This window comes from Hydrogenophaga pseudoflava (genome assembly GCF_004353865.1).
In the GTDB taxonomy this organism is placed as follows: Bacteria; Pseudomonadota; Gammaproteobacteria; order Burkholderiales; family Burkholderiaceae_C; genus Hydrogenophaga; species Hydrogenophaga pseudoflava.
On sequence record NZ_CP037867.1, the window covers coordinates 2,233,690 to 2,259,493 of the forward strand.

At 64.0% G+C, this 25,804-nt stretch carries 21 protein-coding genes; 10 read left to right on the forward strand and 11 right to left on the reverse strand.

Annotated elements, in window-relative coordinates; translation table 11 throughout:
• Positions 1-410: 410 nt before the first annotated feature.
• Positions 411-923: a bacteriohemerythrin gene (locus tag HPF_RS10850; RefSeq protein ID WP_066160971.1), complete on the forward strand. Its 513-nt coding sequence runs from the start codon at positions 411-413 to the stop codon at positions 921-923.
• A gap of 15 nt (positions 924-938) precedes the next feature.
• On the opposite strand, the gene HPF_RS10855 is transcribed toward HPF_RS10850, so the two are convergent.
• Together HPF_RS10855 and HPF_RS10860 are read right to left on the reverse strand one after the other, a co-directional pair.
• Positions 939-1,718, reverse strand: coding sequence for a PIG-L family deacetylase (locus tag HPF_RS10855; protein ID WP_133156592.1), 780 nt, complete (start codon positions 1,716-1,718; stop codon positions 939-941).
• The gene (locus tag HPF_RS10860) at positions 1,715-2,893 is read right to left on the reverse strand and encodes a glycosyltransferase family 4 protein (protein WP_165961686.1); all 1,179 of its coding nucleotides are present in this window, start codon (positions 2,891-2,893) and stop codon (positions 1,715-1,717) included. The genes HPF_RS10855 and HPF_RS10860 overlap by 4 nt, the downstream gene beginning before the upstream one ends.
• A 235-nt stretch (positions 2,894-3,128) precedes the next feature.
• Here HPF_RS10860 and HPF_RS10865 point away from each other — a divergent pair, with 235 nt between their 5' ends.
• The gene (locus HPF_RS10865; protein ID WP_133156594.1) at positions 3,129-4,205 is read left to right on the forward strand and encodes an AI-2E family transporter; all 1,077 of its coding nucleotides are present in this window, start codon (positions 3,129-3,131) and stop codon (positions 4,203-4,205) included.
• Here HPF_RS10865 and HPF_RS10870 read toward each other — a convergent pair.
• Positions 4,193-4,654: an Lrp/AsnC family transcriptional regulator gene (locus tag HPF_RS10870; RefSeq protein WP_165961763.1), complete on the reverse strand. Its 462-nt coding sequence runs from the start codon at positions 4,652-4,654 to the stop codon at positions 4,193-4,195. The two genes, HPF_RS10865 and HPF_RS10870, sit on opposite strands and share 13 nt — an antisense overlap.
• A 125-nt stretch (positions 4,655-4,779) precedes the next feature.
• On the opposite strand from HPF_RS10870, the gene HPF_RS10875 reads away from it, so the two are divergent.
• Positions 4,780-5,472, forward strand: a complete 693-nt coding sequence (locus HPF_RS10875; protein WP_133156596.1) for an aspartate/glutamate racemase family protein — start codon at positions 4,780-4,782, stop codon at positions 5,470-5,472.
• Positions 5,473-5,484: 12 nt separating this feature from the next.
• Here the strand turns inward: HPF_RS10875 and HPF_RS10880 are convergent, their stop codons facing one another.
• Both HPF_RS10880 and pobA read right to left on the reverse strand, forming a co-directional pair.
• A complete protein-coding gene (locus HPF_RS10880; RefSeq protein WP_079365085.1) occupies positions 5,485-6,402 on the reverse strand; it encodes a CoA transferase in 918 nt (305 codons plus the stop codon).
• Between the two features lie 67 nt (positions 6,403-6,469).
• Entirely contained in the window at positions 6,470-7,642 is a 1,173-nt protein-coding gene (gene pobA, locus HPF_RS10885; RefSeq protein ID WP_133156597.1) for a 4-hydroxybenzoate 3-monooxygenase, read from the reverse strand.
• 142 nt (positions 7,643-7,784) lie between these two features.
• Here pobA and HPF_RS10890 point away from each other — a divergent pair, with 142 nt between their 5' ends.
• Positions 7,785-8,552: an IclR family transcriptional regulator domain-containing protein gene (locus tag HPF_RS10890; protein ID WP_066160990.1), complete on the forward strand. Its 768-nt coding sequence runs from the start codon at positions 7,785-7,787 to the stop codon at positions 8,550-8,552.
• Between the two features lie 6 nt (positions 8,553-8,558).
• Here the strand turns inward: HPF_RS10890 and HPF_RS10895 are convergent, their stop codons facing one another.
• The 6 genes from HPF_RS10895 to HPF_RS10920 form a co-directional block, all read right to left on the reverse strand.
• Complete coding sequence (locus HPF_RS10895) at positions 8,559-9,272, reverse strand: ABC transporter ATP-binding protein (protein ID WP_133156598.1); 714 nt, start codon at positions 9,270-9,272, stop codon at positions 8,559-8,561.
• Positions 9,272-10,036, reverse strand: a complete 765-nt coding sequence (locus HPF_RS10900; RefSeq protein ID WP_066160995.1) for an ABC transporter ATP-binding protein — start codon at positions 10,034-10,036, stop codon at positions 9,272-9,274. Before HPF_RS10900 ends, HPF_RS10895 begins: the two co-directional genes overlap by 1 nt.
• A complete protein-coding gene (locus tag HPF_RS10905; RefSeq protein ID WP_133156599.1) occupies positions 10,033-11,022 on the reverse strand; it encodes a branched-chain amino acid ABC transporter permease in 990 nt (329 codons plus the stop codon). The genes HPF_RS10900 and HPF_RS10905 overlap by 4 nt, the downstream gene beginning before the upstream one ends.
• A complete protein-coding gene (locus tag HPF_RS10910; protein ID WP_133156600.1) occupies positions 11,019-11,882 on the reverse strand; it encodes a branched-chain amino acid ABC transporter permease in 864 nt (287 codons plus the stop codon). The genes HPF_RS10905 and HPF_RS10910 overlap by 4 nt, the downstream gene beginning before the upstream one ends.
• A gap of 94 nt (positions 11,883-11,976) precedes the next feature.
• Entirely contained in the window at positions 11,977-13,164 is a 1,188-nt protein-coding gene (locus HPF_RS10915) for an ABC transporter substrate-binding protein (RefSeq protein WP_066161004.1), read from the reverse strand.
• A gap of 392 nt (positions 13,165-13,556) precedes the next feature.
• Positions 13,557-13,862 (reverse strand): RNA-binding protein, encoded by a 306-nt coding sequence (locus HPF_RS10920; RefSeq protein ID WP_066161007.1) that lies wholly within the window; start codon positions 13,860-13,862, stop codon positions 13,557-13,559.
• Positions 13,863-14,312: 450 nt separating this feature from the next.
• On the opposite strand from HPF_RS10920, the gene HPF_RS10925 reads away from it, so the two are divergent.
• The 6 genes from HPF_RS10925 to asnB all read left to right on the forward strand — a co-directional run bounded on the left by HPF_RS10925 (position 14,313) and on the right by asnB (position 25,765).
• On the forward strand, positions 14,313-17,105 hold the full coding sequence (locus tag HPF_RS10925) for a sensor domain-containing protein (protein ID WP_207959364.1): 2,793 nt from the start codon (positions 14,313-14,315) through the stop codon (positions 17,103-17,105).
• Positions 17,106-17,184: 79 nt separating this feature from the next.
• Positions 17,185-18,189: a UDP-glucose 4-epimerase GalE gene (gene galE / locus HPF_RS10930; RefSeq protein WP_133156602.1), complete on the forward strand. Its 1,005-nt coding sequence runs from the start codon at positions 17,185-17,187 to the stop codon at positions 18,187-18,189.
• Positions 18,190-18,683: 494 nt separating this feature from the next.
• Complete coding sequence (locus tag HPF_RS10935; RefSeq protein ID WP_133156603.1) at positions 18,684-20,864, forward strand: PKD domain-containing protein; 2,181 nt, start codon at positions 18,684-18,686, stop codon at positions 20,862-20,864.
• A gap of 219 nt (positions 20,865-21,083) precedes the next feature.
• The gene (locus HPF_RS10940) at positions 21,084-22,724 is read left to right on the forward strand and encodes a PKD domain-containing protein (protein ID WP_133156604.1); all 1,641 of its coding nucleotides are present in this window, start codon (positions 21,084-21,086) and stop codon (positions 22,722-22,724) included.
• Positions 22,725-22,910: 186 nt separating this feature from the next.
• A complete protein-coding gene (locus tag HPF_RS10945; protein WP_079365094.1) occupies positions 22,911-23,807 on the forward strand; it encodes a glycosyltransferase family 2 protein in 897 nt (298 codons plus the stop codon).
• Positions 23,807-25,765 carry an asparagine synthase (glutamine-hydrolyzing) gene (gene asnB / locus HPF_RS10950; protein WP_133156605.1) on the forward strand — a complete coding sequence of 653 codons (1,959 nt, stop codon included), beginning with the start codon at positions 23,807-23,809 and terminating at the stop codon, positions 25,763-25,765. The genes HPF_RS10945 and asnB overlap by 1 nt, the downstream gene beginning before the upstream one ends.
• Positions 25,766-25,804: the final 39 nt, after the last annotated feature.

The following is a 25,804-nucleotide window of genomic DNA, read 5'->3' on the forward strand; positions in this document are numbered from 1 at the left end:
GCGCTGCCCGAACGAACGACCAAGGCCTGGGCCCGCAACGACCTGAAGGACCTGGAGAACTATCCCGAATGGTGCGGCTGCCTGACACGGTTGGTGAGCGGGATACGTATGGAAGGCTAGTGGATGGTCGCAACCGGGTCTGGCCGATGCGATCATCTGGCTGCATGCCGGCGTCAGTGTGTTCGCGGCAGTAGGTGCTCTGCACATGGTGGGCGCGCAGGGCTTGCCGGTGCTTTGCAGGCCAAAAGTTTCAAAACCCAGCGGGTGTTCTAGTGCTGCGGACTCAGTTGTCGGGCGAAAAATTGAGATAGGTCAGTAAGTGGCCGTTTTCCCTCACAGGGCAGAGGGAATCTGTACACAATTTGTCACTTCTCGGGTGACTTCCTGTCACCTGCCTGAGGACATCTGACATGGCACATCTGAACTGGACGCCGGACCTCGAAACCGGCATCCGTGAAATCGACGGGCAGCACAGGCGCATCGTCGACTACATCAACCAGCTGTACGACGCCCGCGATCACCATGATCGGGAGGCTGTGGGCGCCGTCATCGACGAGATGGTCGACTACACCCTGTCGCATTTCGCGTTCGAAGAATCGCTGATGACCGATGCGGGCTACATGTTCGCCGGCCCGCACAAGAAGATCCATGAGCTGTTCACCCGCAAGGTGGGCGAGTACCGCATGCGCTTCGAGGCGGGTGAGGACGTGGCTTCTGACCTGCATGCCATGCTCTCGCGCTGGCTGTTCAACCACATTCGCAACGATGACCGCAGCTACACGGACTCTGTGAAGGTGTACTTGAAGAATGTCGGGCATGGCGACACCGACATGAAGGCGCAGATCAAGGAGGAGTTGATCCGCGAACTGCACCTGAAAAAGAAACGCGGCTTCTTCGCCCGGCTGTTCGGCAGCGACGAGTGATTGCCTCAGGCCTCTTCAGGCCATGAGAAGACATTCCGCTCGTTCGAGCACCCGCCGCCGATAGGCCGGATTGGGGCCGAAGATGGGGTTCAGCTGCGACGCGTAGAGCTCGACCAGATGGGTCTTTTCAGAGGTGTCGTGGTGGTATTTCACCAGCTCGGTGTGGCAGCCCAGCAACCGGTACAGACGCTCCTGCAGAGCCCTGTTGCTGTGTGACCAGGCATATGGCAGCTCTGCATAGAAGCCCAGCCGGGCCTGGCTCCCCGACAAGGCCTGCCAGAAGAGATCGCGGGTCAACTCGTGCTCCCCATGCGGCATGCACCCCCATGGACGGCGGAGCAAGCGCCACGCCAGTCGCGAAAATGGGGTTGAGGGCGTCGGTCCACCGGCGCCTGCGGGAAGCAGCACCAGCGTGCGAGTGAGGCCATCGGGCCGGCTCTGGGTCATTGCGTCCACCGCCTGGGCGACCGAGTGGTCGTCAGCGTCTCCTGGACGACATCCAAGGTGCTGGAACCCGCATCCGAGCTGGCTCATGGCCAGCGCATCTTCCTGGCGCCGGGCCAGGTGTTCGGCGGCGCTGTCTGGAAAGCCCGTCATCCGGGCCCAGGCGTCGTTCTGTCCCGCCGATCCTTCGGTGAACACCGTGATCACTTCGGCCCGATCGCGACATGCGCCCAAGATCCCGGCGACCGAGAACACCGCGTCGTCCAGATGAGGCGAAATGACGATCATCCTCTCGACCCCGAGCTGTTCCAGCCAGGACCGCACCTCCGTTGCATGGGACAGGCTGGTCATGTCCGGAGCTCCGCAGCCTCGCAGAGCCGCTGGAGGTGAACGATGCGCCGTTCGAACTCGACCTCGAAGACGTGCTGGATGGCAAACTCGCGCGCGCTCATGGCCAGCGCCTTCAGTGCGTCCAGGTTGGTGGACAGCCCCTCGATTTCATCGGCCAGTGCCCCGGGACGCCCCAGGGCGCAGACCCGCCCGGCGGAGCTCAGCCGTTGAAGGCCGCGCCAGGCTTCGTTGGCATAGCCGACGATGGGGACCCCGGCGCACAGCGTTTCCAGGTAGGTGCAGGAGGGGTCACCTTGCAGGTGGGGGCATACGAAAAGATCAATTTCTTGCCGCAACATGGGCATCAGCTGGTCGTGAAAGTCCAGCGTCCCCAGCAGCCGGACTTGTTCATGCAGACTGTGTTGGGCGATTTGCGCCTCCAGCGTGGCCCGCAGCGGCCCGTCTCCCGCGATGCGGAGCTCGAAGTCGATGTTCCGGTCCCGGAGCCTGCGGGCCAGAGGCACCAGGTGGTCCACCCCTTTGATGGGATGCAGGCGCCCCGAGTACATCAATCGCAGGCGCCGTCGCCGGGACAGGGCTTCGCAACGAGCCTCGATCTCTTTCGGGGTTGCACAAAGCTCCGACGCCACCCGGTTGTCGAAGTAGAGAAGGGGGGTAGGGTTGTGCCTGCCGAACGCCTCGAATGTGGGCGTTCCGTTGCACTGCAGGCCCTGGGCCGACCGGATTTCCGCCAGTGCACGGCGGTGGTTGAGAAGCAGCCAGAGCCTGGTCTTGAGGAGCGAGAGCCCCCAGCCGTGAACCGACCGTGCAATCTGCAACTGGGTGGTCAGCGTCAATTCGGTGTTCGCGACCAGAAGGCCACCCTGTTCCCGGCAGCGCTGGCCCAGGCCATACAGCAGGTGGTTGGGCGTGACCAGCAGGATGGACCGTCGCAGCAACGGACCGCCGTTGCCTGCCAGTTCGCGGAAGTCCACGATGCGGACTTCAAACGGCAGTTCGCTGGGGTTCCATTGGCGGTTGTCCAGATCCCCGCTGGGCTCGTGCCCCGCCTGCAACCCCACCACCACGGTGCCGGTCCAGCGTTCCACGTACTGCTTCATGCCGTTGACGAACTTTGCCGGCAGCAGCCAGTGACCCTCAGCGCTCCGTATGCCGGGCAACGAGGACAGCACCACCAGGCGCCAGGCTGGCGCCGCGGCGGCGCGCGGGGTCGGGGCTTCGGGCATGGCGTAGCGCTGGAGGGGCATTGGGCGTCGTACGGGTCGGAAAAGCTTACGCCGGTGCATGTCCGGTGCGGAGTTGGGCTTACCCGAAGGTGTCTGTGTCCGATCCAGCGGCGTGCAGGTTCCGGCCGCAGAACGGGTGCCTGGCAGCGCCTGTGAGGTCGTGCACCCGTGCCAGAATGGCCGGATGCCTCCCGTCTTCAGTGCTTCCCTCATTACCCGCGGCTTGCTGCTGCTGATTCTTGCCGCCGGCATCTATTTCTTCCACGGCTTCCTGGTTCCCGGTTTGGCTGCCCTGATCATCGGGTTCGCCACCTGGCCGCTGTACCGCCGGCTGGTCGTCCGCTGCTCCGGCCGGACCACGCTGGCCGCCAGTCTGGCAATCCTGGTGGTGCTCGTGGTGCTGGTGGTGCCGCTGTCGGTGGCGATCCACTTCGCGATCGGCGAAGCGGGCGAGTTCGTGCGCTGGGCCATCGAGGCCAACCGCCACGGTGCCGCGGTGCCGGCCTGGATAGAGGCGCTGCCGCTGGTGGGCACCCAGCTGGCGGCGCTGTGGCGCGAACACCTGGGCGAACCGCATGCCCTGGGCGCCTGGATCCAGATGCTGTCGGGGCAGCATGTGGGCAACATCTCGCGCACCGTGCTGGCGGCGGCAGGCAACCTGGCGGGTCTGCTGCTCCTAGTGCTGTTCATGCTGATCACGCTGTTCTTCGTCTACAAGGACGGCGCTCACATCACAGACCAGCTCGACCGGGTGGGCGAGCACCTGCTGCCCGAGCGCTGGCAGCGCTTCTCGCGCGTGGTGCCGGCTACGGTGAGCGCCACCGTCACGGGCATGGGTCTGATCGCCATTGGCGAAGGGGTGGTGCTGGGTGTGGCGTACTGGATTGCAGGCGTGCCGTCGCCGGTGCTGCTGGGGGTGATCACCGGGTTCATGGCCATGATCCCGGGCGGCGCGCCGCTCTCGTTCACACTGGTGTCGCTCTATCTCGTCGGCTCGGGCGATGCGGTGGCCGGGCTGGCACTGTTCGCCTGGGGCTCGGTCGAGCTGTTCATCGTCGACAAGACGCTGCGCCCGCGCCTGGTGGGCGGGCCGGTGAAGCTGCCGTTCCTGCCGACCTTCTTCGGCCTGGTGGGCGGGGTCTCGACCATGGGCATGGTGGGCCTGTTCGTCGGTCCGGTGCTGATGGCGCTGCTGGTGGCGATCTGGCGCGAGTGGGTTCGCGGGCTGGACGACAAGCCCGAGCGCCCTCAGTCGGCGTAGTCCAGCGGCAGGGCGGTGGTGTTCTTGAGTTCCTCCATCGCAAAGCTGCTGCTCACGTCCGACAGGTCGACCGAGCGGATCAGGCGCTGGTAGACCCGGTCGTAGGCGGCGATGTCGGGCACCACGATCTTCATCAGATAGTCCACGTCGCCGCTCATGCGGTAGAGCTCCATCACCTCGGGAATGTCGCGCACCGCGTCGCGGAAGCGCTCGAACCAGGCCTGGTTGTGCTGGCTGGTGCGCACCGACACAAAGACCGTCACGCCCAGGTTGATCTTCGCGGCGTCGACCAGGGCGACGTGGCGCGTGATGAAACCCTGTTCGCGCAGGCGCTGGATGCGCCGCCAGCACGGGGTGGACGAGAGGTGCACGGCGGCCGCCACCTCGGCCAGAGGGGTTTCGGCGTTGCGTTGCAGGATGGAGAGAATTTGCCGGTCCGTGGCATCCAGTTTTCTTTTCATGGTCAATTTGAGCAAATCAATGCTCAATAGTGCCGTCCTGACGCCGAATTTGGCAAGCCATTTCTTCCAGGCAGATGGGAGACTTTCTCCATTCCACGAACCAAGGAGAACCCATGAAAACCATTGGCCTGATCGGCGGCATGAGCTGGGAGTCGACCACGCTCTATTACCAGATCATCAACCGCGAAGTGGCACGCCGCCGTGGCGGCCTGAGCAGCGCGCGCATGAACCTGGTCAGCCTGGACTTCCAGGACATCGCCCAGCGCCAGCGCGTGGGCGACTGGGACGGCATGGCCGGCATCCTGTGCGACGCGGCGCGGCGCCTTTCCGATACCGGCGCCGAGTGCCTGCTGATCGGCACCAACACCATGCACCAGCTGGCGCCGCAGGTGCAGGCCGCGACCGAGGTGCCGCTGATCCACATCGCCGACGTGACGGCCGACGCCATCCTCGCGCAAGGGCTGGACACGGTGGGCCTGATGGGCACGCGCTTCACCATGGAGCGGACGTTCTACGTCGAGCGGCTGGCCCAGCGAGGCATCCGCTGTGTGCTGCCGGACGAGGTGCAGCGCCAGGAGATCCACCGCATCATCTTCGAGGAGCTGTGCCGCGGCGAGCTGCACGAGGTCTCGCGCCAGTGGTTCACCGACTGCATCGCCGACCTGCAGTCCCGCGGCGCTCAAGGTGTGGTGCTGGGCTGCACCGAGCTGCCACTGATCATCCGTCCCGCAGACAGCCCGATCCCGACCTTCGACACCACGGCCTTGCACGCGTTGGCCGCGGTGGAGTTCTCGCTGGCGAACTGAAGCGTTGGCCCCTCAGCGGGCGAGCGTGTGCAGCGGGATGTCGCGGGCAACTGCCAGCGCGTCGAGCTGCTTGCGCGTCTGGCCGGCCAGGAACGTGGCGATGGCCTGGTGGGTGGCCGGCTGGAACAGCGTGCCCATGCCGTTCATGGTGACACCGGCGGCCGCGCACAGCGAGGCCGCGAAATGCGGCTCCAGCGCCGCCACGGCGACCCGGCCGTCCTTGCAGGGGTAGACCCGGTAGCCCGCGTGCGCGCCTCCGACGGCGCCCTTGGGTTGCGTCAGGCCCCAGCTGCGGGGCAGGGCCAGCCAAGCCGCAGCATCGCTGAGCGCGACTTCCTGGAACACGCCTTTGCCGCTGGTTTTCTGAGCCAGCACGGCCTTCAGCGTCGCCTCGCTGGCCATGAGCGCGCCCCCCATGTCGGCGAACAGCGTGGCGGGCAGGTCCAGGCCGGTCACCAGGCCGGCGTCGGCCAGATAGGTGAGGTCGTGACCCGGCTCTTCGGCGCGTGCGCCGGGCGCGCCGACGATGGCCACGACCGACAGCGCCGGGTAGGCCTTGTGCAGCGCCTTCCAGCCCAGGCCGAGCTTGAGCAGCGCCGACGGGCGGAACGAGGTCAGCAGCACGTCGGTGCGCGCCAGTGCCTTGTGGAGCTGTTGCTGCCCCTTGTCGGTCTTGAGGTCGACGGAGAGAACCTTGATGCCGCCGTGCATCGTGGCGTAGGCGGTCGGGTTGTACTGGCCCATCGGGTCGCCGCTGGCGCCCTGGGGGCCGGGCGGTTCGGCCTTGAGGCAGGTGGCGCCCATGGCCCTGAGGCGCATGAGTGCGGCCGGGCCGGGCAGGTTCAGCGCGAGGCTGAGCACGCGTACACCACGCAGGGGCTTGAGGGTGGCGGCGGGACGGGGGGAGGAGGGCAGGGTCTTGGCGGTCATGACCCGGTTGTACCCCGGAAGCCGGCCCGCAGGCCAGCGTCCGGGTGACAGTGGCGGTAGGTGCCGCTCAGAACGGCAGGCCGACGTAGTTTTCCGCCAGCGAGCCCTGTGCGCGCTCGGACGAGAACAGGTACTCCAGCTCGGTCTGCGACAGCTTCTGGTCGTAGGGCAGGCTGTCCGGGAAGGTGTGCAGCATGGTGGTCATCCACCACGAGAAGCGCTGTGCCTTCCAGACCCGGGCCAGGGCCTTGGCCGAGTAGTTGTCCAGGCCCGTGTCGTCGCCTTCCTTGTAGTGCGCGACCAGCGCGTGGTAGAGGTAGTAGATGTCGGACGCGGCGCTGTTCAGGCCCCGGGCGCCGGTGGGCGGCACGATGTGGGCGGCGTCGCCAGCCAGGAACAGGTTGCCGTAGCGCATCGGCTCGGCCACGAAGGAGCGCAGCGGGGCGATCGACTTCTCGATCGACGGCCCGGTGACCAGGCGCTCGGCCACGTCGGCCGGCAGGCGGCGCTTGAGTTCGTCCCAGAACTTGTCGTCGCTCCAGTCCTCGACCGTGTCTGTCAGCGGCACCTGGATGTAGTAGCGGCTCAGAACCTGCGAGCGCAGCGAGCACAGGGCGAAGCCACGCTCGTGCTTGGCGTAGATCAGTTCTGGCGACACCGGCTTGGTGCGCGAGAGCACGCCCAGCCAGCCGAAGGGGTAGACCTTCTCGTATTCCTTGAGCACGTCGCGCGGGATGGACTTGCGGCTCACGCCGTGGAAGCCGTCGGCGCCGATCACGTAGTCGCAGTCGATGCGCACCACCTCGTCGCCCTTGCGGTAGGTGACGTAGGGTTGGTCGCTCTTGAGGTCGTGGGGCTGCACGTCTTCGGCGTTGTGGATCACCACGCCGTTCATCTTGTCGCGGGCCTCGTACAGGTCGCGCGTCAGTTCGGTCTGGCCGTACACCACCACCGAGCTGCCGCCGCTGTGCTTGTGCAGGTCGACGCGGCGCATGTTGCCGTTGTCGGAGATGTAGAAGCCGTCGTGAATCTCGCCTTCGCGGTCCATGCGTTCGCCGCACTGGGCTTCGCGCATCAGCTTGGCAAATCCGTGCTCCAGCACACCGGCGCGGATGCGGCCGAGCACGTACTCGCGGCTCTGGCGTTCGAGCACGATGTTGTCGATGCCCTTGAGGTGCAGCAGTTGGGACAGCATGAGGCCGGAGGGGCCGCCGCCAATGATCGCGACTTGGGTGCGCATGGTTTGTCTCCTGGGAGGGGGTGGAACGGGTGACAGGCACTGTAGGCGGCCCATCCCCGGAACGCCATGCCTGCGAGACGAGTTTGCGCGCTCATTGGCCATGATGTGCGATGATCGCGCAACACTTCGCAGGAGACCCCGCATGGAAATCGCCAAGGCGGATTTCATCGAAGGCATGGCCAAAGGCATGGCGGTGCTGGAGAGCTTCGACACCGAGCGCCAGCGCCTGAACGCCACGCAGGCGGCTGAGCGCGCCGGCCTGACGCGGGCAGCCGCCCGGCGCCACTTGCTCACGCTGGCCTACCTCGGTTACCTGGACACCGACGGCACGCACTACTGGCTCTCGGCCAAGGTGCTGCGCTTCTCGGGCAGTTACCTGGCCTCGGCCCGGTTGCCGCGGCTGCTGCAGCCCACGCTCAACCGGTTGGCGGCGCAGACGCGCGAATCCTTCTCGGCCGTGGTGCTGGACGGTGAGGAGGTGGTGATCGTGGCGCGCAGCGCGTCCGTGGGCGGGCAACGGCTGATGGCCTACGGCCTGCACCTTGGCGCGCGGCTGCCGGTGCACGCCACGTCCACCGGGCGGGTGCTGCTGGCGGCCATGAACAAGACCGAATTCAGCGCCTGGCTCAAGGGCCGCGAACTGGCGCGCCTGACGCCCAGGACCACCGTCGATCACAAGGCCCTTCGTGCGATCGTGGCGCAGGTCAGGGCCGACGACTACGCCGTGGCCAGCGAGGAGCACGAGCTGGGCGTACACGCGCTGGCCGTGCCGCTGCGCAACATGAAGGGCCAGACGGTGGCGGCGCTGAACGTGGTGGCTTCGCCCGAGCGCCTGGTACCCGAGGTGATGCGCCAGGACCTGCTGCCGCTGCTGCTGGACGCGGCCCGGGAACTGCGTCCGTTGCTGTGAGCGGGCTCAGACGCCCAGGTACTGTTCGAGCAGTTCGGGCCTGGAGAGCAGCTCGTCCGACGAGCCCTCGAACACCACCTCGCCCTTGACGAGGATGACGTTGCGGTCGGTGATCTGCGTGACTTGCTTCCAAGCCTTGTCCACGATGATGCTGCTGATGCCGCTTTCGCGGATCAGGCCGCAGATGCGCCAGATGTCGCGCGCGATCAGCGGCGCCAGGCCTTCGGTGGCCTCGTCCAGGATCAGCACGTCGGGGTTGGTCATCAGCGCCCGGCCAATGGTCAGCATCTGCTGCTCGCCGCCGCTGAGTTGCTGCCCGCCATGGCCCAGGCGCTCGGCCAGGCGCGGAAAGGTCTCCAGCACGCGCTCGTAGGTCCAGTCGCGCTGACCCCGGGTGCCGGGGCGCGCGGCCATCACCAGGTTCTCTTTCACGCTCAGGTTGCCGAAGATGCCGCGGCCTTCGGGCACGTAGGCAATGCCCTGCCGCGCCACCTCGTAGGGGTTGGCGCCGGTCATGGGCTTGCCCTTGATGAGCACGCCGCCACCGCTGGGCTTGACGATGCCCATGATGGACTTGAGCAGGGTGGTCTTGCCCATGCCGTTGCGGCCCATCAGACCGATGGTCTGGCCTTGGCCGACGGTGAAATCGATGCCGCGCAGGATGTGGCTCTGGCCGTAGTGGGTGTTCAGGCCGATGGCCTGGATGAGCGGGGTGGTCATCAGTGTTCGTCCCCCAGGTAGGCGGCCTGCACCTGCGGGTCGGCGCGGACCTGGGCCGGCGTGCCGCTGGCGATCACCTGGCCGTTGACCATCACGGTGAGCTGGTCGGCCAGCGCGAAGACGGCGTCCATGTCGTGTTCGACCAGCATCATGGCGTGGTCCTTCTTGAGCTTGAGCAGCAGCTCGACCATGCGCTCGGCCTCCGCCTGGCCCATGCCTGCCAGCGGTTCGTCCAGCAGCAGCACGGTGGGCTCGGTGGCCAGGGTCATCGCGATTTCCAGCTGCCGCTGCTCGCCGTGGCTGATGGTGGCGGCGACGGTCTGCGCGCGGTGCGTCAGACCGGCAAGCTCGATGGCGCGCTCGCAGCGCTGGTTCACCGCCGTCATCTTGGTGGCGGACTGCAGCCAGTGCAGCGGGTTCCAGGGCGCGTGCCGCTCGCGCGACTGCGCGGCCAGGCGCACGTTGTCCCACACGGTGAAGGGAAGGAAGATATTGGTCTTCTGGTAGCTGCGGCCCAGGCCCAGGCGCGAGATCGACTCGGGCGTGTTTCCAGCGGTCTCTTCACCACCGAACAGGATCTTGCCGGAGGTGGGCTGCAGGTCGCCCGAGAGCAGGTTGGTCAGCGTGGACTTGCCGGCGCCGTTGGGGCCGATGACCGCGTGCAGGTGGTCGCGGTAGAGCTTGACCGAGACCTCGTTGACGGCGGCCAGACCGCCGAAGCGTTTGGTCAGCTTGTCGGCCGCGAGCAGGGCGACGTCACTCATTGGCCGGCCTCCTTGTTGCGGCTCAGGAACTTGTCGGCCAGGCCCAGCAGGCCGCGCGGCGCGACGATGACCACCAGCACGATGAAGCCGCCCATGAGCAGCTGCCAGTGTTTGGTCAGATCCTTGGCCAGGTGCAGCACGTACTCGAAGGTGAAGGCGCCGACGATGGCGCCCGCGAAGTTGCCCATGCCGCCGAGGATGACCATCATGATCGCGTGTGCGCTCATGTGAAACCCCATGAGCTCGGGGTTCACGAAGCCGGTCTGCGCGGCCCAGAGGTAGCCCGCCACGCCTGCGAGGGTGCCGGCCAGCGTGAAGGCTGCGAGCTTGTAGCCGAAGCTGCCATAGCCCACTGCGCGCAGGCGGTGTTCGTTGACGCGGATGCCGGCGAGCACGCGGCCAAACGGAGAGAACAGCACGCGGCGCAAGAACAGGTAGACCGCGATCAGCACCACGAGGGTGAAGTAATAGAAGTGGGTCTTGTTGTCCAGATCAAGGCCGACGGCCGTGGCGTCGGGCCGGAAGTTGACGTAGATGCCGTCGGAGCCGCCCAGCGCCTTGTTGTCGAAGAACAGGTAGAAGACCATCTGCGCGAAGGCCATGGTCACCATGATGAAGTAGATGCCTTGGGTGCGGACCACGAAGAAACCGATCACCAGCGCGGCCAGGCCGGCGCCTGCAGCCGCCAGCGGCAGGCTCCACCACAGCGCGATGGGAGTGTCGGCCGGCGTGATGAAGGCCAGTGCGTAGCCGGCCAGGCCGAAGTAGGCCGCGTGGCCCAGCGAGACGAGGCCGGTCACACCCTGCAACAGGTCCAGGCTCATCGCGAAGATGGCCAGGATCATCATCTGCGTGAGCATCTGCAGGTAGAAATCGGTGCTTTCCATCGGCACCAGCGGGAAGGCCGCCAGCGCGAGCACGCCGATGATCAGCACCACCTGCACAGACTTTGGCAGGCGTTCGAGTTGGGCTTTGGCCGTGCTCATTGTTTGAACAGCCCTTCAGGTTTGTAGAGCAGCACGGCGGCCATGAGCATGTAGACGGCCATGCCCGCGATCTGTGGCAGCAGCACCTTGCCGAAGGTGTCGACCAGGCCGACCAGCAGGGCTGCGACCATGGCGCCGCGCACCGAGCCGATGCCGCCGATGACCACCACCACGAAGCACATGATCAGCACCGAGCTGCCCATGCCAGGGTAGACGCTGGAGATCGGGGCGGCCACCATGCCGGCAATGGCGGCCAGTGCCACGCCGAGCGCGAACACCACGCCGTGGATCAGCCGGATGTTGATGCCCAGGGCCTCGGCCATCTCGCGGTTGAAGGCGCCGGCGCGGATCTTCATGCCCAGGCGCGTCTTGCTGATCAGGCCGTACAGACCCAGGGCCAGCACGATGCACACTGCAGACACCACCAGCCTGTAGACCGGGTAGGACAGATTCTCGGTCAGCTGGATCGACTGGCTCACCGCCTCCGGGACAGCGACCGAGTGCACGTCGTCGCCCCAGAGGATGGAACGCAGTTCTTCGAAGATGTAGATCAGGCCGAAGGTCAGCAGCACCTGGTCCAGGTGGTCGCGGTGGTAGAAGTGGCGGAACAGCAGCCACTCCAGCAGCCAGCCGAAGGCCACCGCCAGCAGGGCACCCACGACGATGGCCACGGTCAGGCTTTCAAACTGCGCTGTGAGTGCCCACGCGAGGTAGGCGCCCAGCATGTAGAAGCTGCCGTGCGCGAGGTTGACCACGCCCATGATGCCGAAGATCAGCGTCAGGCCGGCGGCCAGCATGAACAGCAGCAGCCCGTACTGCAGGCTGTTGAGCAGTTGAATGAGGAAGTTGGCGAAGTCCATGGCAGACCCAAGAGGTCAAGGATGCCGCCGAACCGGCTCTGCCGGGCGGCTGGCATCGCCCCCTGGGGGGTGATGCCGAAGGCAGCGCGGGGGGTTAGCTCAGTTTGCAGCCGGCGCCGGAATCGGCCACAGCCTTCTGCGCGATGCCGATCACCTTGTTTTCCTTGTTCTCGACCTTGCGCAGGTACATGTCCTGCACCGGGTTGTGGGACTTGCTCATCGTCCACTTGCCGCGCGGGCTGTCGATGGTTGCGCCTTCCATGGCGGCGTACAGCGCTTTCTTGTTGGCCAGGTCACCCTTGACCGCGTTGGCGCCCTTGACCATCAGCAGGCCGGTGTCATAGCCCTGTACGGCGTACACGTCGGGCTGCAGCTTGAAGGTCTTGGCGTATTCCAGGCGGAATTTCTTGTTGGCTGGGGTGTCCAGCGAGTCGCTGTAGTGCATGGTGGTCAGCACGCCGTTGGCGGCGTCACCGGCGGCGTCCAGCACGCCCTCGGTCAGGAAGCCCGAACCGTAGAGCTGGATGCTCTTGTTCAGGCCGGCAGCGGCGTAGTCCTTGAGGAACTTGGCCGCGCCACCGCCCGCGAAGAAGCAGGCGACTGCGTCGGGCTTGAGCGAGGCGATTTCGGTCAGCAGAGCCTGGAATTCGACGTTGGGGAAGGGCAGTCCCAGCTTCTTCACAATCGTTCCGCCTGCGGCGGTGTAGCTCTGCTCAAAGCCCTCGAAGGCCTCATCGCCAGCGGCGTAGTTCCAGGTGATCCAGACCGCTTTCTTGTGGCCGCGGTCGACCATGGCCTTGCCCAGCGCCAGCGTGGGCTGGGAGTTGCTGAACGAGGTGCGGAACACGTTGGGAGCACACTGGGCGCGGGTGGCGATGTGCACGCCGGCGTTGGGGATCAGGTTGAGCACGCCCGATTCACGAGCCACCTTGTGGATACCCATCTGCACACCGGAGTGCACCGTGCCGACCAGCACGTCGACCTTGTCGCGCTGCACCAGGCGCTGTGCGTTTTCGATGCCCTTGGCTGGGTTGGACTCGTCGTCTACTTTGAAGAACTCGATCTCGCGGCCACCCAGCTTGCCACCTTGCTCGTTGATGGCCATGCGGAAACCGTTCTCGATCGCCACACCCAACTGCGCGAAAGTGCCGGTGTAGGGCAGCATGAAGCCCACCCGAACCTTGTCGGACTGGGCGCGCACGATGGAGGGCAGCAGCAGACCGGACGAGGCGGCGCCGATCACGGCGGCGGAACGGGTGAGAACAAGGCGGCGGGTGGTCATGAAATGTCTCCTGTGATGTCGAACAAACTCACTTTAGGTGCGGGCTTTTCTGATGACGATCCAGAGTTACCCGTACTTTAGGCATGAAATATCTAGGAATGAATCGTGTGGATCCGGCAAAGTTCGCATTCGGTGCAAGATATTGCCTTCGCATGCAGTATCTTGCATGTTCTCGGGGGTGGGCACAGGTAAAAACCCTTGCTGTAAGGGCAGGGTTGCGAGCGAGCACAAAAGAGGCTTCGCGAGCCCGTTGAGGGGCTGGAATTGGAGCCAATACTGCCGAGAAAGGCTGGCTTGCACCCTTGGGGCGGTTTTTTCCTGAAAAGAGAACCTAAGCGCTAAGACTGCGGGTGCGGTGCAGTATGCGAGTAAGAGGAGAATGGCGGCTGTGTCTAGAAGAAATTCGACTCTGCCCACTGAGACGACGGGCCGTCTTCTTCCGCTGTCACGGGGACATTGAGGTCCAGTACAAACACCACCTCGCCACCGAAGCGGCCGACCCCCAGCGTCTTCATGAGCGTCTGTTCCTGCTCAGGGCGCTCCATTCGCATGAAGCAAATGGCTTGCTTGGTGCCTTCATGCATGGCTGTAAGGATGTCCAGTCGCGTGATGCGGCCAAACTGGCCGCACAGCTCATGCAATGCGGACCTCAGGCTGTTCACATCACGGTGTTGCCGGAGTTCTGCCAGTGCGCTCACTTTTACCCTTTCTGTCGTCGGGCCCGTTCCCAATGCTGAATCATTCGGTGGGGTTTCTGACGTGGGTCAATGTTAATACGGAAGCTACAAGTTGCAACCGTCCTGTTACGTCTTTCCTTCCCCAAAACAGGGGGCTTGCCAACTAGTCCACAGCTGGCCCGCCTTTCAGGCCGATTGCAGATCCGAGGCGACCGCGTGCGAGGCGGTATGCTTGATCCACCAACCGATGAAAGCGGGCGCCCCATGCAACAAGGACACCGTGCAGACCCACACGATGAAGCCGCACCCTTGACAGCACACCCAAGCCCGGTGGCGTCCAGTGTGGAATGGACCCAGATCACCCAGCTGACGACCCACATTGGCCAGGTGTCAACAGCGCTGCTGGTGAGGTCTCATCCTGATGGTCTGCTCTTGGTGGCTGCCAGCGGGTTGCCCTCAAGCGGTCAGGCCATGGCCGCAGAACTGTGCGCCGAAGTGATGGCCGACCCCGAACTGGCTGGGACGTGCCACGACCTGACGGCGGTTGCGGCCTGGGCACACCATCCACTGGTCGCTTCGCTGCGAACCCGCTTCTGCCTGGTGCTTCCGCTCCCGGCCAGTGAGGCGTACAGCGACACTTGGCTGGCGTTGCTGGACGGCGAGCCGCGAAACGCCGAACAGGTGAAAGCCATGCTTCCGGCCTTGCAAGCCCTGGCAATTCACGTGGGGCAGTTGCAGGAACTGGTCTATCAGCAGCAGCAGTCGGCACATCTGACCCAGGGCAGGGAAGAGCGGCTAGGCAAAGCGCTGCACGAAAGCGAGAGCCGGTTGAACCTGACCGAACACACAGCGGGCGTGGGCAGCTGGTCGGTGGACATCAATACCGGGCACATTCAACACTCTGACGAGTACGGCAGCATTCTGGGGTTAGGGCCTGGGGAGACGGTCGAAGACCTGGCCGCAATGGTGCTGCGCTACACGCCCGAATGGCGCACCGGTATTCGCCAACGGCTGGAGCGCTGCGCCCAGATGGGTGAAGCATTCGACGAAGAAATCCAGGTGCAGGTGCCTGGTGCGAGTCCGAAATGGGTTCGCACGGTTGGCAATGCCGTGCGTGACGCACAAGGGCGCATCGTTCGCATCCAGGGGGCTGTGCAGGACATCTCCGCTCAGAAGCAGGCGCAGCAGGAAACACTGCGTCTGGCCATGCGGCTGACCACCACGCTGGCGAGCATCACCGAGGCCTTTGTGACACTTGATCGCCAGTGCTGCTTCACCTATCTGAATCAGGAAAGTGAGCGGCTTCTCCAGAAAACCACGGCCGAATTGCTAGGCAGGGAGGTCTGGCACGATTTCAGCGACGGATTGGCGCAGCGGCTGCGAACACAGCTCGGCGTAGCGTTGAAGACCAACCGGCGCGTCGAGCTGGAGGATTTTTTCCCAACACTGGGCAAATGGCTGGAGGTGCGCGCGTATCCGTTTGCCGAAGGACTGGCCGTCTACTTCCGTGACGTCACAGAGCGCAGGCGTTCGCAGGAGCAGCTGATGCTGCTGGAGACCAGTGTGGCCCGCTTGAACGACATTGTCGCGATCGCCGAGGCAGGCTCCGGCCCCGAAGGCGAGCCGCGGATCGTGTTTGTCAACGACGCTTTCGAGAAACAAACGGGCTACAGCCGAGACGAGGTCCTGGGACAGACCCCGCGCATCCTGCTGGAACTCGATCCTGCGATGTTCAAACTGCTGGAAAAAGCGCGCGGGCTGAGGGAAACCCGCCAGGCACGCACCGAGCTGATGATTCGCCGCAAGAATGGGGCTTCATTCTGGATTGAACTGGAGGTCGTGTCGGTCCAGGCCAGCGCCGAGGAGGTGACGCACTGGGTGGCGGTGGGGCGGGACATCACACAGCGCAAGAACGCCGAAGACATGATCCGGCACCTTGCGTTTTACGACCCTCTGACGGACCTGCCCAATCGCCAGCTGCTGCTGGACCGGCTGCAGAAGGCGCTGTCGCAGAGCGCACGCTCCGGTCAGTTCGGTGCGCTCATGTTCATCGACCTCGACAACTTCAAGATCCTCAATGACACGCTGGGTCACCATGTCGGGGACCAGTTGCTGCAGCAGGTGGCCCAGCGCCTGACCAAGAGCGTGCGCAAGACCGATACCGTGGCGCGTCTGGGGGGCGATGAGTTTGTGGTGATGGTCGATGACCTGAGCACGGACGCCGCCGCCGCCGCCGGCAAGCTGCGCACCCTGGCGGAAAAAGTGCTGAATGTGTTGCGGGAGCCATTCCAGATCGCCGGGCACCAGCACTTTGCGACGCCCAGCATCGGGGCTACGTCGTTCAATGGCGACCAGAGCGACGTGAGCGAACTGCTGAAGCAGGCCGACCTCGCCATGTACCAAGCCAAGGGGTTGGGACGCAACACCTTGTGTTATTTCGACCCGGACATGCAGGCCTCGGTAAGCGCCAACGCGGCGGTAGGAGCCGCGCTGCGCGTGGGCCTGCGTGAAAAGCAGTTTGTGGTGCACTACCAGCCGCAGGTTGATCGGCAGGGTGCCATCACGGGGGTGGAGGCGCTGGTGCGCTGGCAACATCCCGAAAAGGGACTGGTCAAGCCCGCCGATTTCATTCCGGTTGCCGAAGACACCGGGCTCATTCTGCCGCTGGGTATGTGGGTGCTGGAAACCGCCTGTGAGCAACTTGCCGCATGGGCCTCACGTGAGCAAACCGCCCATCTCAGCATTGCCGTGAACGTGAGCGTCTACCAGTTTCGGCATCCAAACTTTGTAGACATGGTCATGGCCGCTATCCAGCGCACAGGCATTCGCCCGCACCGGCTGAAGCTGGAACTGACCGAAAGCCTGCTCGCCGACCGCATGGAAATCACCATCCAGAAGATGGGCATGCTCAAAGAACTGGGGGTCACCCTGTCGCTGGATGATTTCGGAGTGGGCTACTCCTCGCTGTCGTGCCTGAAGCGGTTGCCGCTGGATCAGCTGAAAATCGACAAGGGCTTTGTGGCCGATGTGCTCACCGATCCCAACGACGCCGCGATCTCCCGCGCCATCATTGCGCTGGCACAAAGTCTGAGCCTGCAGGTGGTGGCCGAAGGGGTGGAAACGCAGGAGGCGCGGGATTTTCTCGCCTACCTCGGGTGCGATCAGTTTCAGGGGCACCTGTTTGCGCCCGCCCTTCCTATTGAGACGCTGGACGCATTTCTCCGCAACCCGTCGCCTGACATGATGCCCATGGTGGTGGGGTAGGTTGACTGGAGATCTCGTTTACGGGTTGGCCGCTTGCATGGCTTGTTTTGTTGTGTGTATTGGATGGATGTGAATCGTCATGAATGTGTTATTAACCGGTGGGTGTGGGTACATTGGCAGTCATGTGGCTGTGGTGTTGATGTCCGCAGGCCATCGTGTGGCCATTCTCGATAATCTGACCAATAGCCATCGGAGTGTGGTGGACAGGGTTTCTGAAATTGCCGGGGCATCTCCAGCGTTCTATTGCGGAGATGTGGGTGATGTGGGGCTGGTGCGAGACATCATTCGAGAAAACAAAGTTGACTCGGTCATTCATCTTGCAGGATTTAAGTCTGTTGGTGAATCGGTTCAGGTGCCGCTGAAATACTATCAGAACAATATCTGCGGGGCGTTGGGTTTGCTTCAGGCAATGGAGGCTGAATCAGTTTCCCATCTGGTGTTCAGTAGCAGCGCCACCATCTACGGTGATCCGCAGTATCTTCCGGTAGACGAAACGCATCCCCAGCATGTCGTCAATGCTTACGGGCGCAGCAAGTTGCACATCGAGGACATGCTGCGGGATGTCAGCGCATCTCGCCCATCCCTCGGGGTCGTATGTCTTAGATATTTCAATCCTGTAGGCGCCCACTCGAGCGGATTGATTGGCGACCGCCCGAGAGGGATTCCAAACAACCTGATGCCTTATGTGGTCCAGGTGGCATCGGGAGAGTTGGAGCGGTTGAAGGTTTTTGGTGGCGACTATCCGACACCTGACGGAACGGGGGTCCGGGACTATATCCACGTCATGGATCTGGCCGAAGGTCATGTGGCCGCTCTGAATTACCTGTCGTCGCGCAGCGGCTGGCGCGCATTTAATCTGGGAACGGGTCGAGGATACAGTGTCCTGGAAATGATTCGTTCTTTCGAGGCGCAATCCGGCCGCTCCATTCCTTTCGAAATCACTGGCCGGCGACAAGGGGATGTGGCCTGCTCATATGCCGATACCCGTTCTGCAGAACAGGAACTGAATTGGCGGGCCACGAGGTCGCTGGAGGATATGTGCTCAAGCGCCTGGGCGTTCCAGAGCCGCTTTTTGGCGGGGTGAGGTGGCATTGGCTGCACCGCCGGTCGGTTCGTACCGATTCGCCCGGAGGACATCATTGATCAACTACATGATGTTACATCCATTAACTTGTCGAGATATTGTGATCGACCCTACACGGTCGCTTACGCATTGATACCCCGTTGGATCGCTGCTTGACGCCGCCTGTCCTCTACGATCTCCGGGGGGGTGGGGCCTGAGTGACACTGGCCTAGAACCGCGCGCCTCATTCGGATTGCCATAAAGATTGAGCGACGGGCACTAAACCGACGAATCTCGAAATCAGTCTCTTGGGCATCTTCATGACCACCATGCCATTCTTTCCGCGGTTTTTGTTCGCGTTGCCAGCATCTGTCTCTGCTCTCCGTGATGCAGAGCCTCTGTGGGTCTGACCCCGCGTCCGGTGCCACCACTTTTGTGATGTCAGGCCCGAGGCGCAACCGCCATGCCTTGCATGGTCGCTGTCCGGTTTGGTCATACCCTCCAGGAATCAATACATGAACACACTTTTCAACGGATTGGTGAAGGCCAGCCTTGCCTGCTCCTTGGCCGTGTTGCTGGCGGCATGCGGTGGTAGCGAGCGTCCCGGCACCGCCGCCAGCAACACACAGCCCAGCTCCACACCGGCCAGCCCATACCTAAGCGATGCGGGGTCCTCGTCATCTTCCACCACCGTCCCGGATGCCGGGTTGACGGCAGATGCCCTTGCGAAGGCAGAAACTGAAGCCCTCCGGGTTGATCCGTCAATGCCACTTGAGGCGCTGCCCACTGGGGGTATCGCAAGCAAGCAGTCCTACGCGTCAGGTGTGATTGCCCGAAAGGCAGCAGCTGTCGGGATTCCGGCCTATCGCTTCTACAACTCGAGTACAGGGGCACACTTCTACACCAACAACATTCTGGAGGCCGACAGTCTGCTGGCCAACTTCTCATCGGCCTTCCGTCTGGAAGGGGCTGCTTTCTGGGTGGCTGGGTCCATGTCGTCCGGTCTCTCGCCGGTGCACCGGTTCATTGGTGTCCGAAGCGGTGTTCATTTCTACACCATTAGTGAGGCAGAGCGTGCCAGCCTGCAAGCTGCGTCGTCGCAATACCGGTACGAAGGTGTGGCCTACTATGCCAGCCAGGTGGCTGGTGAGGGTCTGGTGCCGCTGTATCGTTTCTATGTGCCGAGCAAGGGGTTTCACTTCTACACCACCAGTGAAAGTGAGCGGGCCAGCATTCAGGCCAACCTCAGCGCTGTCTATCGTTTTGAGGGGATCGCTTACTACGTGCTCGACAGTGGTTCGCAAGCGCCCGCGCCGGATCTCGGCCAAACTTCTCAGTCGGTTTCGGCACGCTTGGAAGCTACACGCTTGAGTGGTCCGGCGCCGCTGGCGGTGCAGTTTGATGCCGCGGGCACCACCTCCAGTCTGGCTGGTCAGCACCCGTTCCACCAAGTGCGTTATTCGTTCAACTTCGGTGACGAGCGAGGGCAGATCTGGCCGATCTCCGGCTTGCCAAAGAACGTTCAGACCGGTGGTCCACTGGCCGCTCATGTGTTCGACCAGCCTGGCACCTACCAGGTACGTGTTCGCGCAACGGATTTGGCAGGGGGCTACTCGGAGCGCTCGGTCAGCGTAGAGGTGCTCGACCCCAACGCGCTCTACGCTGGGACGGGAACGATCTGCGTGTCGGCCGCGGGCAACTTCTCGGATTGTCCGGCTGGGGCCTCGCGCGTGACGACCATGCCCAGCTCGGCGACGTTCAATGGTCGCCGGGTGTTGCTTCGCCGAGGCGAGACGTTCGGGTCCATCGAGATCGGACATGGCAGCCAGAACGTGCAGGTGGGAGCGTTCGGGACTGGTGCGAAGCCGCGGGTCGGGAACATCCTGGTGGGCGCTATCGGCCCCTCTTCTTCCGCGTTTCCTCGCGACATCACGTTCATGGACCTGAACATCCTGCAGCGTTTTGAGCAGTTCGTGACGATGTCCCGTCTTCTGCTGTACCGCAACACCTTTGAAGTACCGACTGGAGAGTCCGTGGTGGCTCAGATCAATCTGGCCAGTGCGCTGCAATACGTCGTTGAACACCACACGCTGGCGCCGAGCCAGTACTACCAGCCACGCGAGCTGTTCGTGGTGGAGAACCAGCTGCGCGGCAGCACAGCCAATCCGCATCTGAACATGGCGGGCGAAGGCAGCCGCTTCGTCATCATGGGCAACGACATGGGCACGGCCCAGCAGCACACGGTGCGTCTGTGGCGCATGAACAAAGGCTTCATCGCACACAATGCGCTGAGGGGGCGTTCCTCTGACGGCATCCGCCACGCACTGAAGATCCATTCCGGAGGGCTGGGTGCCTACGACGACAACTATGGGATCTCTGGCAGCACCTGGGCGTCGAGGCAGATCGTCATCGCCAACAACCGCTTGGGAGACGCCACGGACAACAACTCGTTCACCGGTGGTGCGGCACCGCAGAACAACGGTCCCGACAGCCGGGAAGGTCTGGAAGACGTGGTGCTGGAGAACAACGTGTTCCACCGCGGCCCGAACACGAACACCGAGTTCATCCTGATGGGACGCCGCATGTCGTCGCGCGGCAATACCCGCGCCGATGGTGGTGTGCCCAACATCAACCAGTTCGGCAATTCGTACCAGTTGCTTCCGTCCGACTGGGTGGGGCCGTTCTACCTCCAGTGAGCAAGGATGGCACTGTTGCATTTCGTCCGTAGTACCTTTTGTGGCAGAGGCCTGCTGGTCTGCTGCTCCGGTCTTTCCTTCGAAGTGATCGTCTCAGAAGACTGCTGTCGTTCTTCATAGAATGGGCTCAGTTGCTGATGGTGTGTGTGCTGCCGCCCTGCACCCAGCTCTTTCGGGCCAAACGACACCGGGGCGACACAGCCCCATGGGAAGGAACAAATGCCGATCCCTGCCAGTTCGTGTCTCTCCATGTTGCTGGCAGCGTTGGCCAGCGTGTCGATGTTGGCTGCCTGCGGTCCAGCACAGTCGGGAGTCAGTTCCCCGGGCCTAGTTGAGACCCTTGCCAGCAAGTCCGATCTGGTAGCGTCGCCGGAGCCCTGGGATCGCAAGTCTCTTGGCGGATTGGGGGCATCGTCGACGGGGTCTGGCACTCTCACGCAGGTGGTCTATCGCGCCACCGACCAGCGGAGCGAAACGCCGGGCAGCGCTCAGTCATCCCGCACGGTTGCGGCAAGCCTGGACGCCACGCGCTTGAGTGGTCCGGCGCCGCTGGCGGTGCAGTTTGACGCCACGGGCACCACCTCCAGTCTGGCGGGTCAGCACCCGTTCCACCAAGTGCGTTATTCGTTCAATTTCGGTGACGAGCGGGGCCAGACGTGGGCGATATCGGGTCTGCCAAAGAATGTGCAGTCGGGTGGTCCGCTGGCTGCGCACGTGTTCGATCATCCGGGTACTTACCAGGTGCGTGTTCGTGCAGCCGATCTGGCAGGGGGGTACTCTGAGCGCTCGGTCAGCGTGGAGGTGCTCGACCCCAACGTGGTCTACGCGGGGACGAAAACGATCTGCGTGTCGACGGTGGGCAACTTCTCGGACTGCCCGGACGGGGCGTCGCGCGTGGTGATGGTGCCCAACTCAGCAGCGCTCAACGGCCGCCGGGTGTTGTTGCGCCGAGGCGAGACGTTCGGGTCCATCGAGATCGGACATGGCAGCCAGAACGTGCAGGTGGGGGCGTTCGGAACCGGTGCGAAGCCGCGGGTGAGTCGTGTGCTGGTTGGGTCGATAAGACCTTCTTCTGCGGCGTTCCCTCAGGACATCTCCGTGATGGATCTCCACATTCTTCTGAATTTCGAACAGTTCGGGACGATGTCTCGTCTGTTGCTGTACCGGAATACCTTCGATGTGCCAACGGGTGATTTCCTGGCTGCCCAGATAAGCCTCGCGAGTGCGCTGGCCTACATTGTTCAACACCACAAGCTGGCACCGGACCAGTATTTCCAGCCACGCGAGCTGTTCGTGGTGGAGAACCAGCTGAGGGGAAGCACAACGCTCCCGCACATCAACATGGCGGGCGAAGGCAGCCGCTTCGTCATCATGGGCAACGACATGGGCACGGCCCAGCAGCACACGGTGCGTCTGTGGCGCATGAACAAGGGCTTCATCGCGCACAACGCGCTGCGGGGACGCTCATCCGACGGCGTCCGCCATGCCTTGAAGATCCACTCTGGTGGACTGGGCGCCTACGACGACAACTATGGCATTTCGGGGTCCACCTGGGCATCAAGGCAGATCGTCATTGCCAACAACCGCTTGGGAGACGCCACGGACAACAACTCCTTCACCGGCGGAGCAGCTCCTGAGAACAACGGCCCCGACAGCCGCCAAGGCCTGGAAGACGTGGTGCTGGAGAACAACGTGTTCCTCCGCGGCCCGAACACGAACACCGAGTTCATCCTGATGGGGCGTCGCATGTCGTCGCGCGGCAATACCCGCGCCGATGGTGGCGTGCCCAACATCAACCAGCTTGGCAACTCCTACAAGCTGCTACCGCCCGACTGGGTGGGCCCGTTCTTCACCAAGTAGCCGCTGCGCCTTGCCCATTGACCGGCTGGCGACCCCAAAACGCAGGCCTCATATCCGGTCGCTGTGGGGCGGGCGATTGCGCTGGAACAGGTACAAATTGTTGCGTGTACCATCCGTTCCAGTACCCAGCTGAATACTGCCGACTCAGTTGCGGGGCCCAAAACCCAAGATGTGCACAACCCAGATATGACACAGCGTTATGTTTTGATCTCGCCGTGCCGCAACGAGGCGAAGTACATGCGCCAGACGCTGGACACCGTGGTGGGCCAGTCTGTTCGCCCGGCCCGCTGGGTCATCGTCGATGACGGCTCCAGCGATGCGACGCCGCAGATCCTGGCCGAGTACGCTGCCCGCCACGACTGGATCCAGATCGTCACCCGCCAGGACCGAGGTCATCGCGCGGTAGGCCCGGGCGTCGTGGACGCCTTCTATTCCGGATACGCAGCGATCCATCCGCAGGACTACGAGTTTGTCTGCAAGCTGGATCTGGACCTGCGTCTGCCACCCAGGTACTTCGAGATCCTGATGCAGCGCATGGCCGACGATCCCCGTATAGCCACCTGCAGCGGCAAGGCCTATGTGGAGGAGGGTGGGCAGCTCATTCCAGAGCGCCATGGCGATGAAACGTCGCTGGGCATGACCAAGTTCTACCGGGTCAGCTGCTTCGAGGCGATCGGCGGCTTTGTGCGCGAGGTGATGTGGGATGGCATCGACTGCCACCAATGCCGCATGAAGGGCTGGATCGCCTGCAGCTGGGACGACCCCGATCTGCGCTTCGTGCACCTGCGACCCATGGGCTCCAGCCAGGACAGCATCTACACCGGCCGCATGCGCCACGGCTACGGCCAGTACTTCATGGGGACCGGCTTCCTGTTCATGGCGGCGAGCGCGTTGTCGCGCGTCAACCAGAAACCCTACGTGCTCGGCAGTGCAGCCATGTTGTGGGGCTGGCTGAAGGCGGCCCTGCAGCGCAAGCCGCGCTACGACAACCCGGAGTTCCGGCGCTTCCTGCGCGCCTACCAGTTCCGGGCGCTGCTGGTCGGCAAAGCCCGCGCGGCGCGCGAACTGACGGGGCGTGCCTGATGTGCGGCCTGGCTGGAATCGTCGGACGCGTCGGTGAGGCGAACCGCCTCGCGCTGCAACGCATGACGGATGCCATGGCGCATCGAGGACCGGATGGCGACGGCATCTGGATGGGGCCGGCGGACGCCCGTGGCTGGGGCGTCATGCTCGGGCACCGGCGGCTGTCGATTCTCGACCTCACGTCGGCAGCCTCGCAGCCGATGACGGACCCCGAGCGCGGCGACGTCACCGTGCTCAACGGCGAGATCTACAACTACATCGACATCCGCAGGGCGCTCGGCGCCCAGGGCCAGACGCTGTGGTCGAGCGGTGACACCGCGGCCATGCTGCGGCTCATCAGCATGCATGGGTTCGACGCGGTGCAGGAGCTGCGCGGCATGTTCGCGCTGGCCGTGTGGGACCCGCGCCGCAGCGAACTGCTGCTGGCGCGCGACGCGCTGGGCATCAAGCCGCTGTACTTCATGAGGAATCATGACGCCTCGGGCGACTGGACCTTCGCGTTCGCGTCCGAGGTGCGCGCGCTGCTGCGTTCCGGTCTGCTGCGCAAGCCCCGCCTGCGCCGGTCTGCCGTGGCCAGCATGGTCTGGAACGGGTTCACGGTGGCGCCGGAAACCATCGTCGATGGCATCGAGTCGCTATGGCCGGGCGAGATGAGGGTCTACTCCCAGGACGGTCGCGAGTTGCGGCGCAAGCGCTACTGGACGCAGGCCGCGCTGCCGCGCAATGGTGAATCGACCGACCAGGACGTGGCCATGGCGCTCGAGGACAGCGTGCGCCGGCATCTCGCGTCCGATGTGCCGCTTGGGGTCTTCCTCTCGGGCGGGGTGGACTCCTCCGCCATAGCCAACGTGGCCAAGCGCGTCTCCCGCGATCCGGTGCACTCGTTCACGCTGGCATTTGCCGAGCAGGAACGCAACGAAGGAGAGATTGCCCGGGCTGTCTCCAGAGCGATCGGCACGCAGCACCACGAGATCGTCCTGCGCCAGGAGGGCTTTGTCGACCGGCTGGACGAGGCCATGGGCAGCCTGGACCAACCGAGCTTTGACGGGCTGAACTCGTTTTTCATGTCGCAGGCCGTCGCACAGGCCGGTTTCAAGGTGGCCCTGGTGGGCAGCGGAGGCGACGAGCTGTTCGGTGGCTACACCTCGTTCCGCGACCTTCCTGCGATGGCGGCATGGTCGCGCCGCCTTGGCTTCGTTCCGGGCGCTCTGCGCAACGCCGGCGCGCGGGCGTTTGCGCGCTGGAAGGCGCCCAATGGCGGGGCTTTCCGGCCCCAGACCCGCTGGGCCAAGCTGCCGACCATGGTCGAGGCCGGGGACGACCTGCTGGCGCTCTACCAATGTGCCTACGCGCTGTTTCTGCCCGACACCCACCGCAGCCTGCTGGGCACGGCGGCGCAGGGGCTGGACGCGGGCTACATGGGCTTGTCCGCCGACGTGGTGGCGGCGCTGCGCGCGGAGGTGGAGGGCCGCAGCGATCTGTCGTCCATCGCTGCGCTGGAGCAGCGCCTATTCCTGGGCGAGCGTCTGCTGCGCGACGCCGACTCGACAAGCATGGCCGCCTCCATCGAGACCCGCCTGCCCCTGGTCGATCAGCAACTGCTCGAAGCGGTGGCAGCGTTGCCGGACGATGTCCGTTTTCACCCCGTGCGCTCCAAGGCCATGCTGCGCAGCGCGGGGCTTCAGGGGCTGGACCCAGCCCTGTTTGACCGGCCCAAATCGGGCTTCGAGCTGCCCTACGACCACTGGCTGCTCGGCGCGCTGGGATCGGAGGTGGGCGAGGTGCTCACGGACCGCGACCTGATGGCCAGCGTGGGGCTGGCGCCGACCGTGGTGGCCGACCTCTGGCGTGCCTACCGGTCGGGCGCCCCGGGTCTCTACTGGACGCGGATCTGGTGCCTGTACGCGCTGGCATCGTGGGCGAGGCGGCACGGCTTGTCCGTGGAGTCCGCGCCATGAGGGTGGCCTACCTCATCAGCGAGTATCCGAAGGTCAGCC

Excerpts from the sequence above, each read along its gene's own strand:
- HPF_RS10850 (WP_066160971.1), top strand. The coding sequence starts at position 411 with ATGGCACATCTGAACTGGACGCCGGACCTCGAAACCGGCATCCGTGAA.
- HPF_RS10855 (WP_133156592.1), bottom strand. The coding sequence starts at position 1,718 with ATGACCAGCCTGTCCCATGCAACGGAGGTGCGGTCCTGGCTGGAACAG.
- HPF_RS10865 (WP_133156594.1), top strand. The coding sequence starts at position 3,129 with ATGCCTCCCGTCTTCAGTGCTTCCCTCATTACCCGCGGCTTGCTGCTG.
- HPF_RS10875 (WP_133156596.1), top strand. The coding sequence starts at position 4,780 with ATGAAAACCATTGGCCTGATCGGCGGCATGAGCTGGGAGTCGACCACG.
- HPF_RS10880 (WP_079365085.1), bottom strand. The coding sequence starts at position 6,402 with ATGACCGCCAAGACCCTGCCCTCCTCCCCCCGTCCCGCCGCCACCCTC.
- pobA (WP_133156597.1), bottom strand. The coding sequence starts at position 7,642 with ATGCGCACCCAAGTCGCGATCATTGGCGGCGGCCCCTCCGGCCTCATG.
- HPF_RS10890 (WP_066160990.1), top strand. The coding sequence starts at position 7,785 with ATGGAAATCGCCAAGGCGGATTTCATCGAAGGCATGGCCAAAGGCATG.
- HPF_RS10895 (WP_133156598.1), bottom strand. The coding sequence starts at position 9,272 with ATGACCACCCCGCTCATCCAGGCCATCGGCCTGAACACCCACTACGGC.
- HPF_RS10900 (WP_066160995.1), bottom strand. The coding sequence starts at position 10,036 with ATGAGTGACGTCGCCCTGCTCGCGGCCGACAAGCTGACCAAACGCTTC.
- HPF_RS10905 (WP_133156599.1), bottom strand. The coding sequence starts at position 11,022 with ATGAGCACGGCCAAAGCCCAACTCGAACGCCTGCCAAAGTCTGTGCAG.
- HPF_RS10910 (WP_133156600.1), bottom strand. The coding sequence starts at position 11,882 with ATGGACTTCGCCAACTTCCTCATTCAACTGCTCAACAGCCTGCAGTAC.
- HPF_RS10915 (WP_066161004.1), bottom strand. The coding sequence starts at position 13,164 with ATGACCACCCGCCGCCTTGTTCTCACCCGTTCCGCCGCCGTGATCGGC.
- HPF_RS10925 (WP_207959364.1), top strand. The coding sequence starts at position 14,313 with ATGGCCGCAGAACTGTGCGCCGAAGTGATGGCCGACCCCGAACTGGCT.
- galE (WP_133156602.1), top strand. The coding sequence starts at position 17,185 with ATGAATGTGTTATTAACCGGTGGGTGTGGGTACATTGGCAGTCATGTG.
- HPF_RS10935 (WP_133156603.1), top strand. The coding sequence starts at position 18,684 with ATGAACACACTTTTCAACGGATTGGTGAAGGCCAGCCTTGCCTGCTCC.
- HPF_RS10940 (WP_133156604.1), top strand. The coding sequence starts at position 21,084 with ATGCCGATCCCTGCCAGTTCGTGTCTCTCCATGTTGCTGGCAGCGTTG.
- HPF_RS10945 (WP_079365094.1), top strand. The coding sequence starts at position 22,911 with ATGACACAGCGTTATGTTTTGATCTCGCCGTGCCGCAACGAGGCGAAG.
- asnB (WP_133156605.1), top strand. The coding sequence starts at position 23,807 with ATGTGCGGCCTGGCTGGAATCGTCGGACGCGTCGGTGAGGCGAACCGC.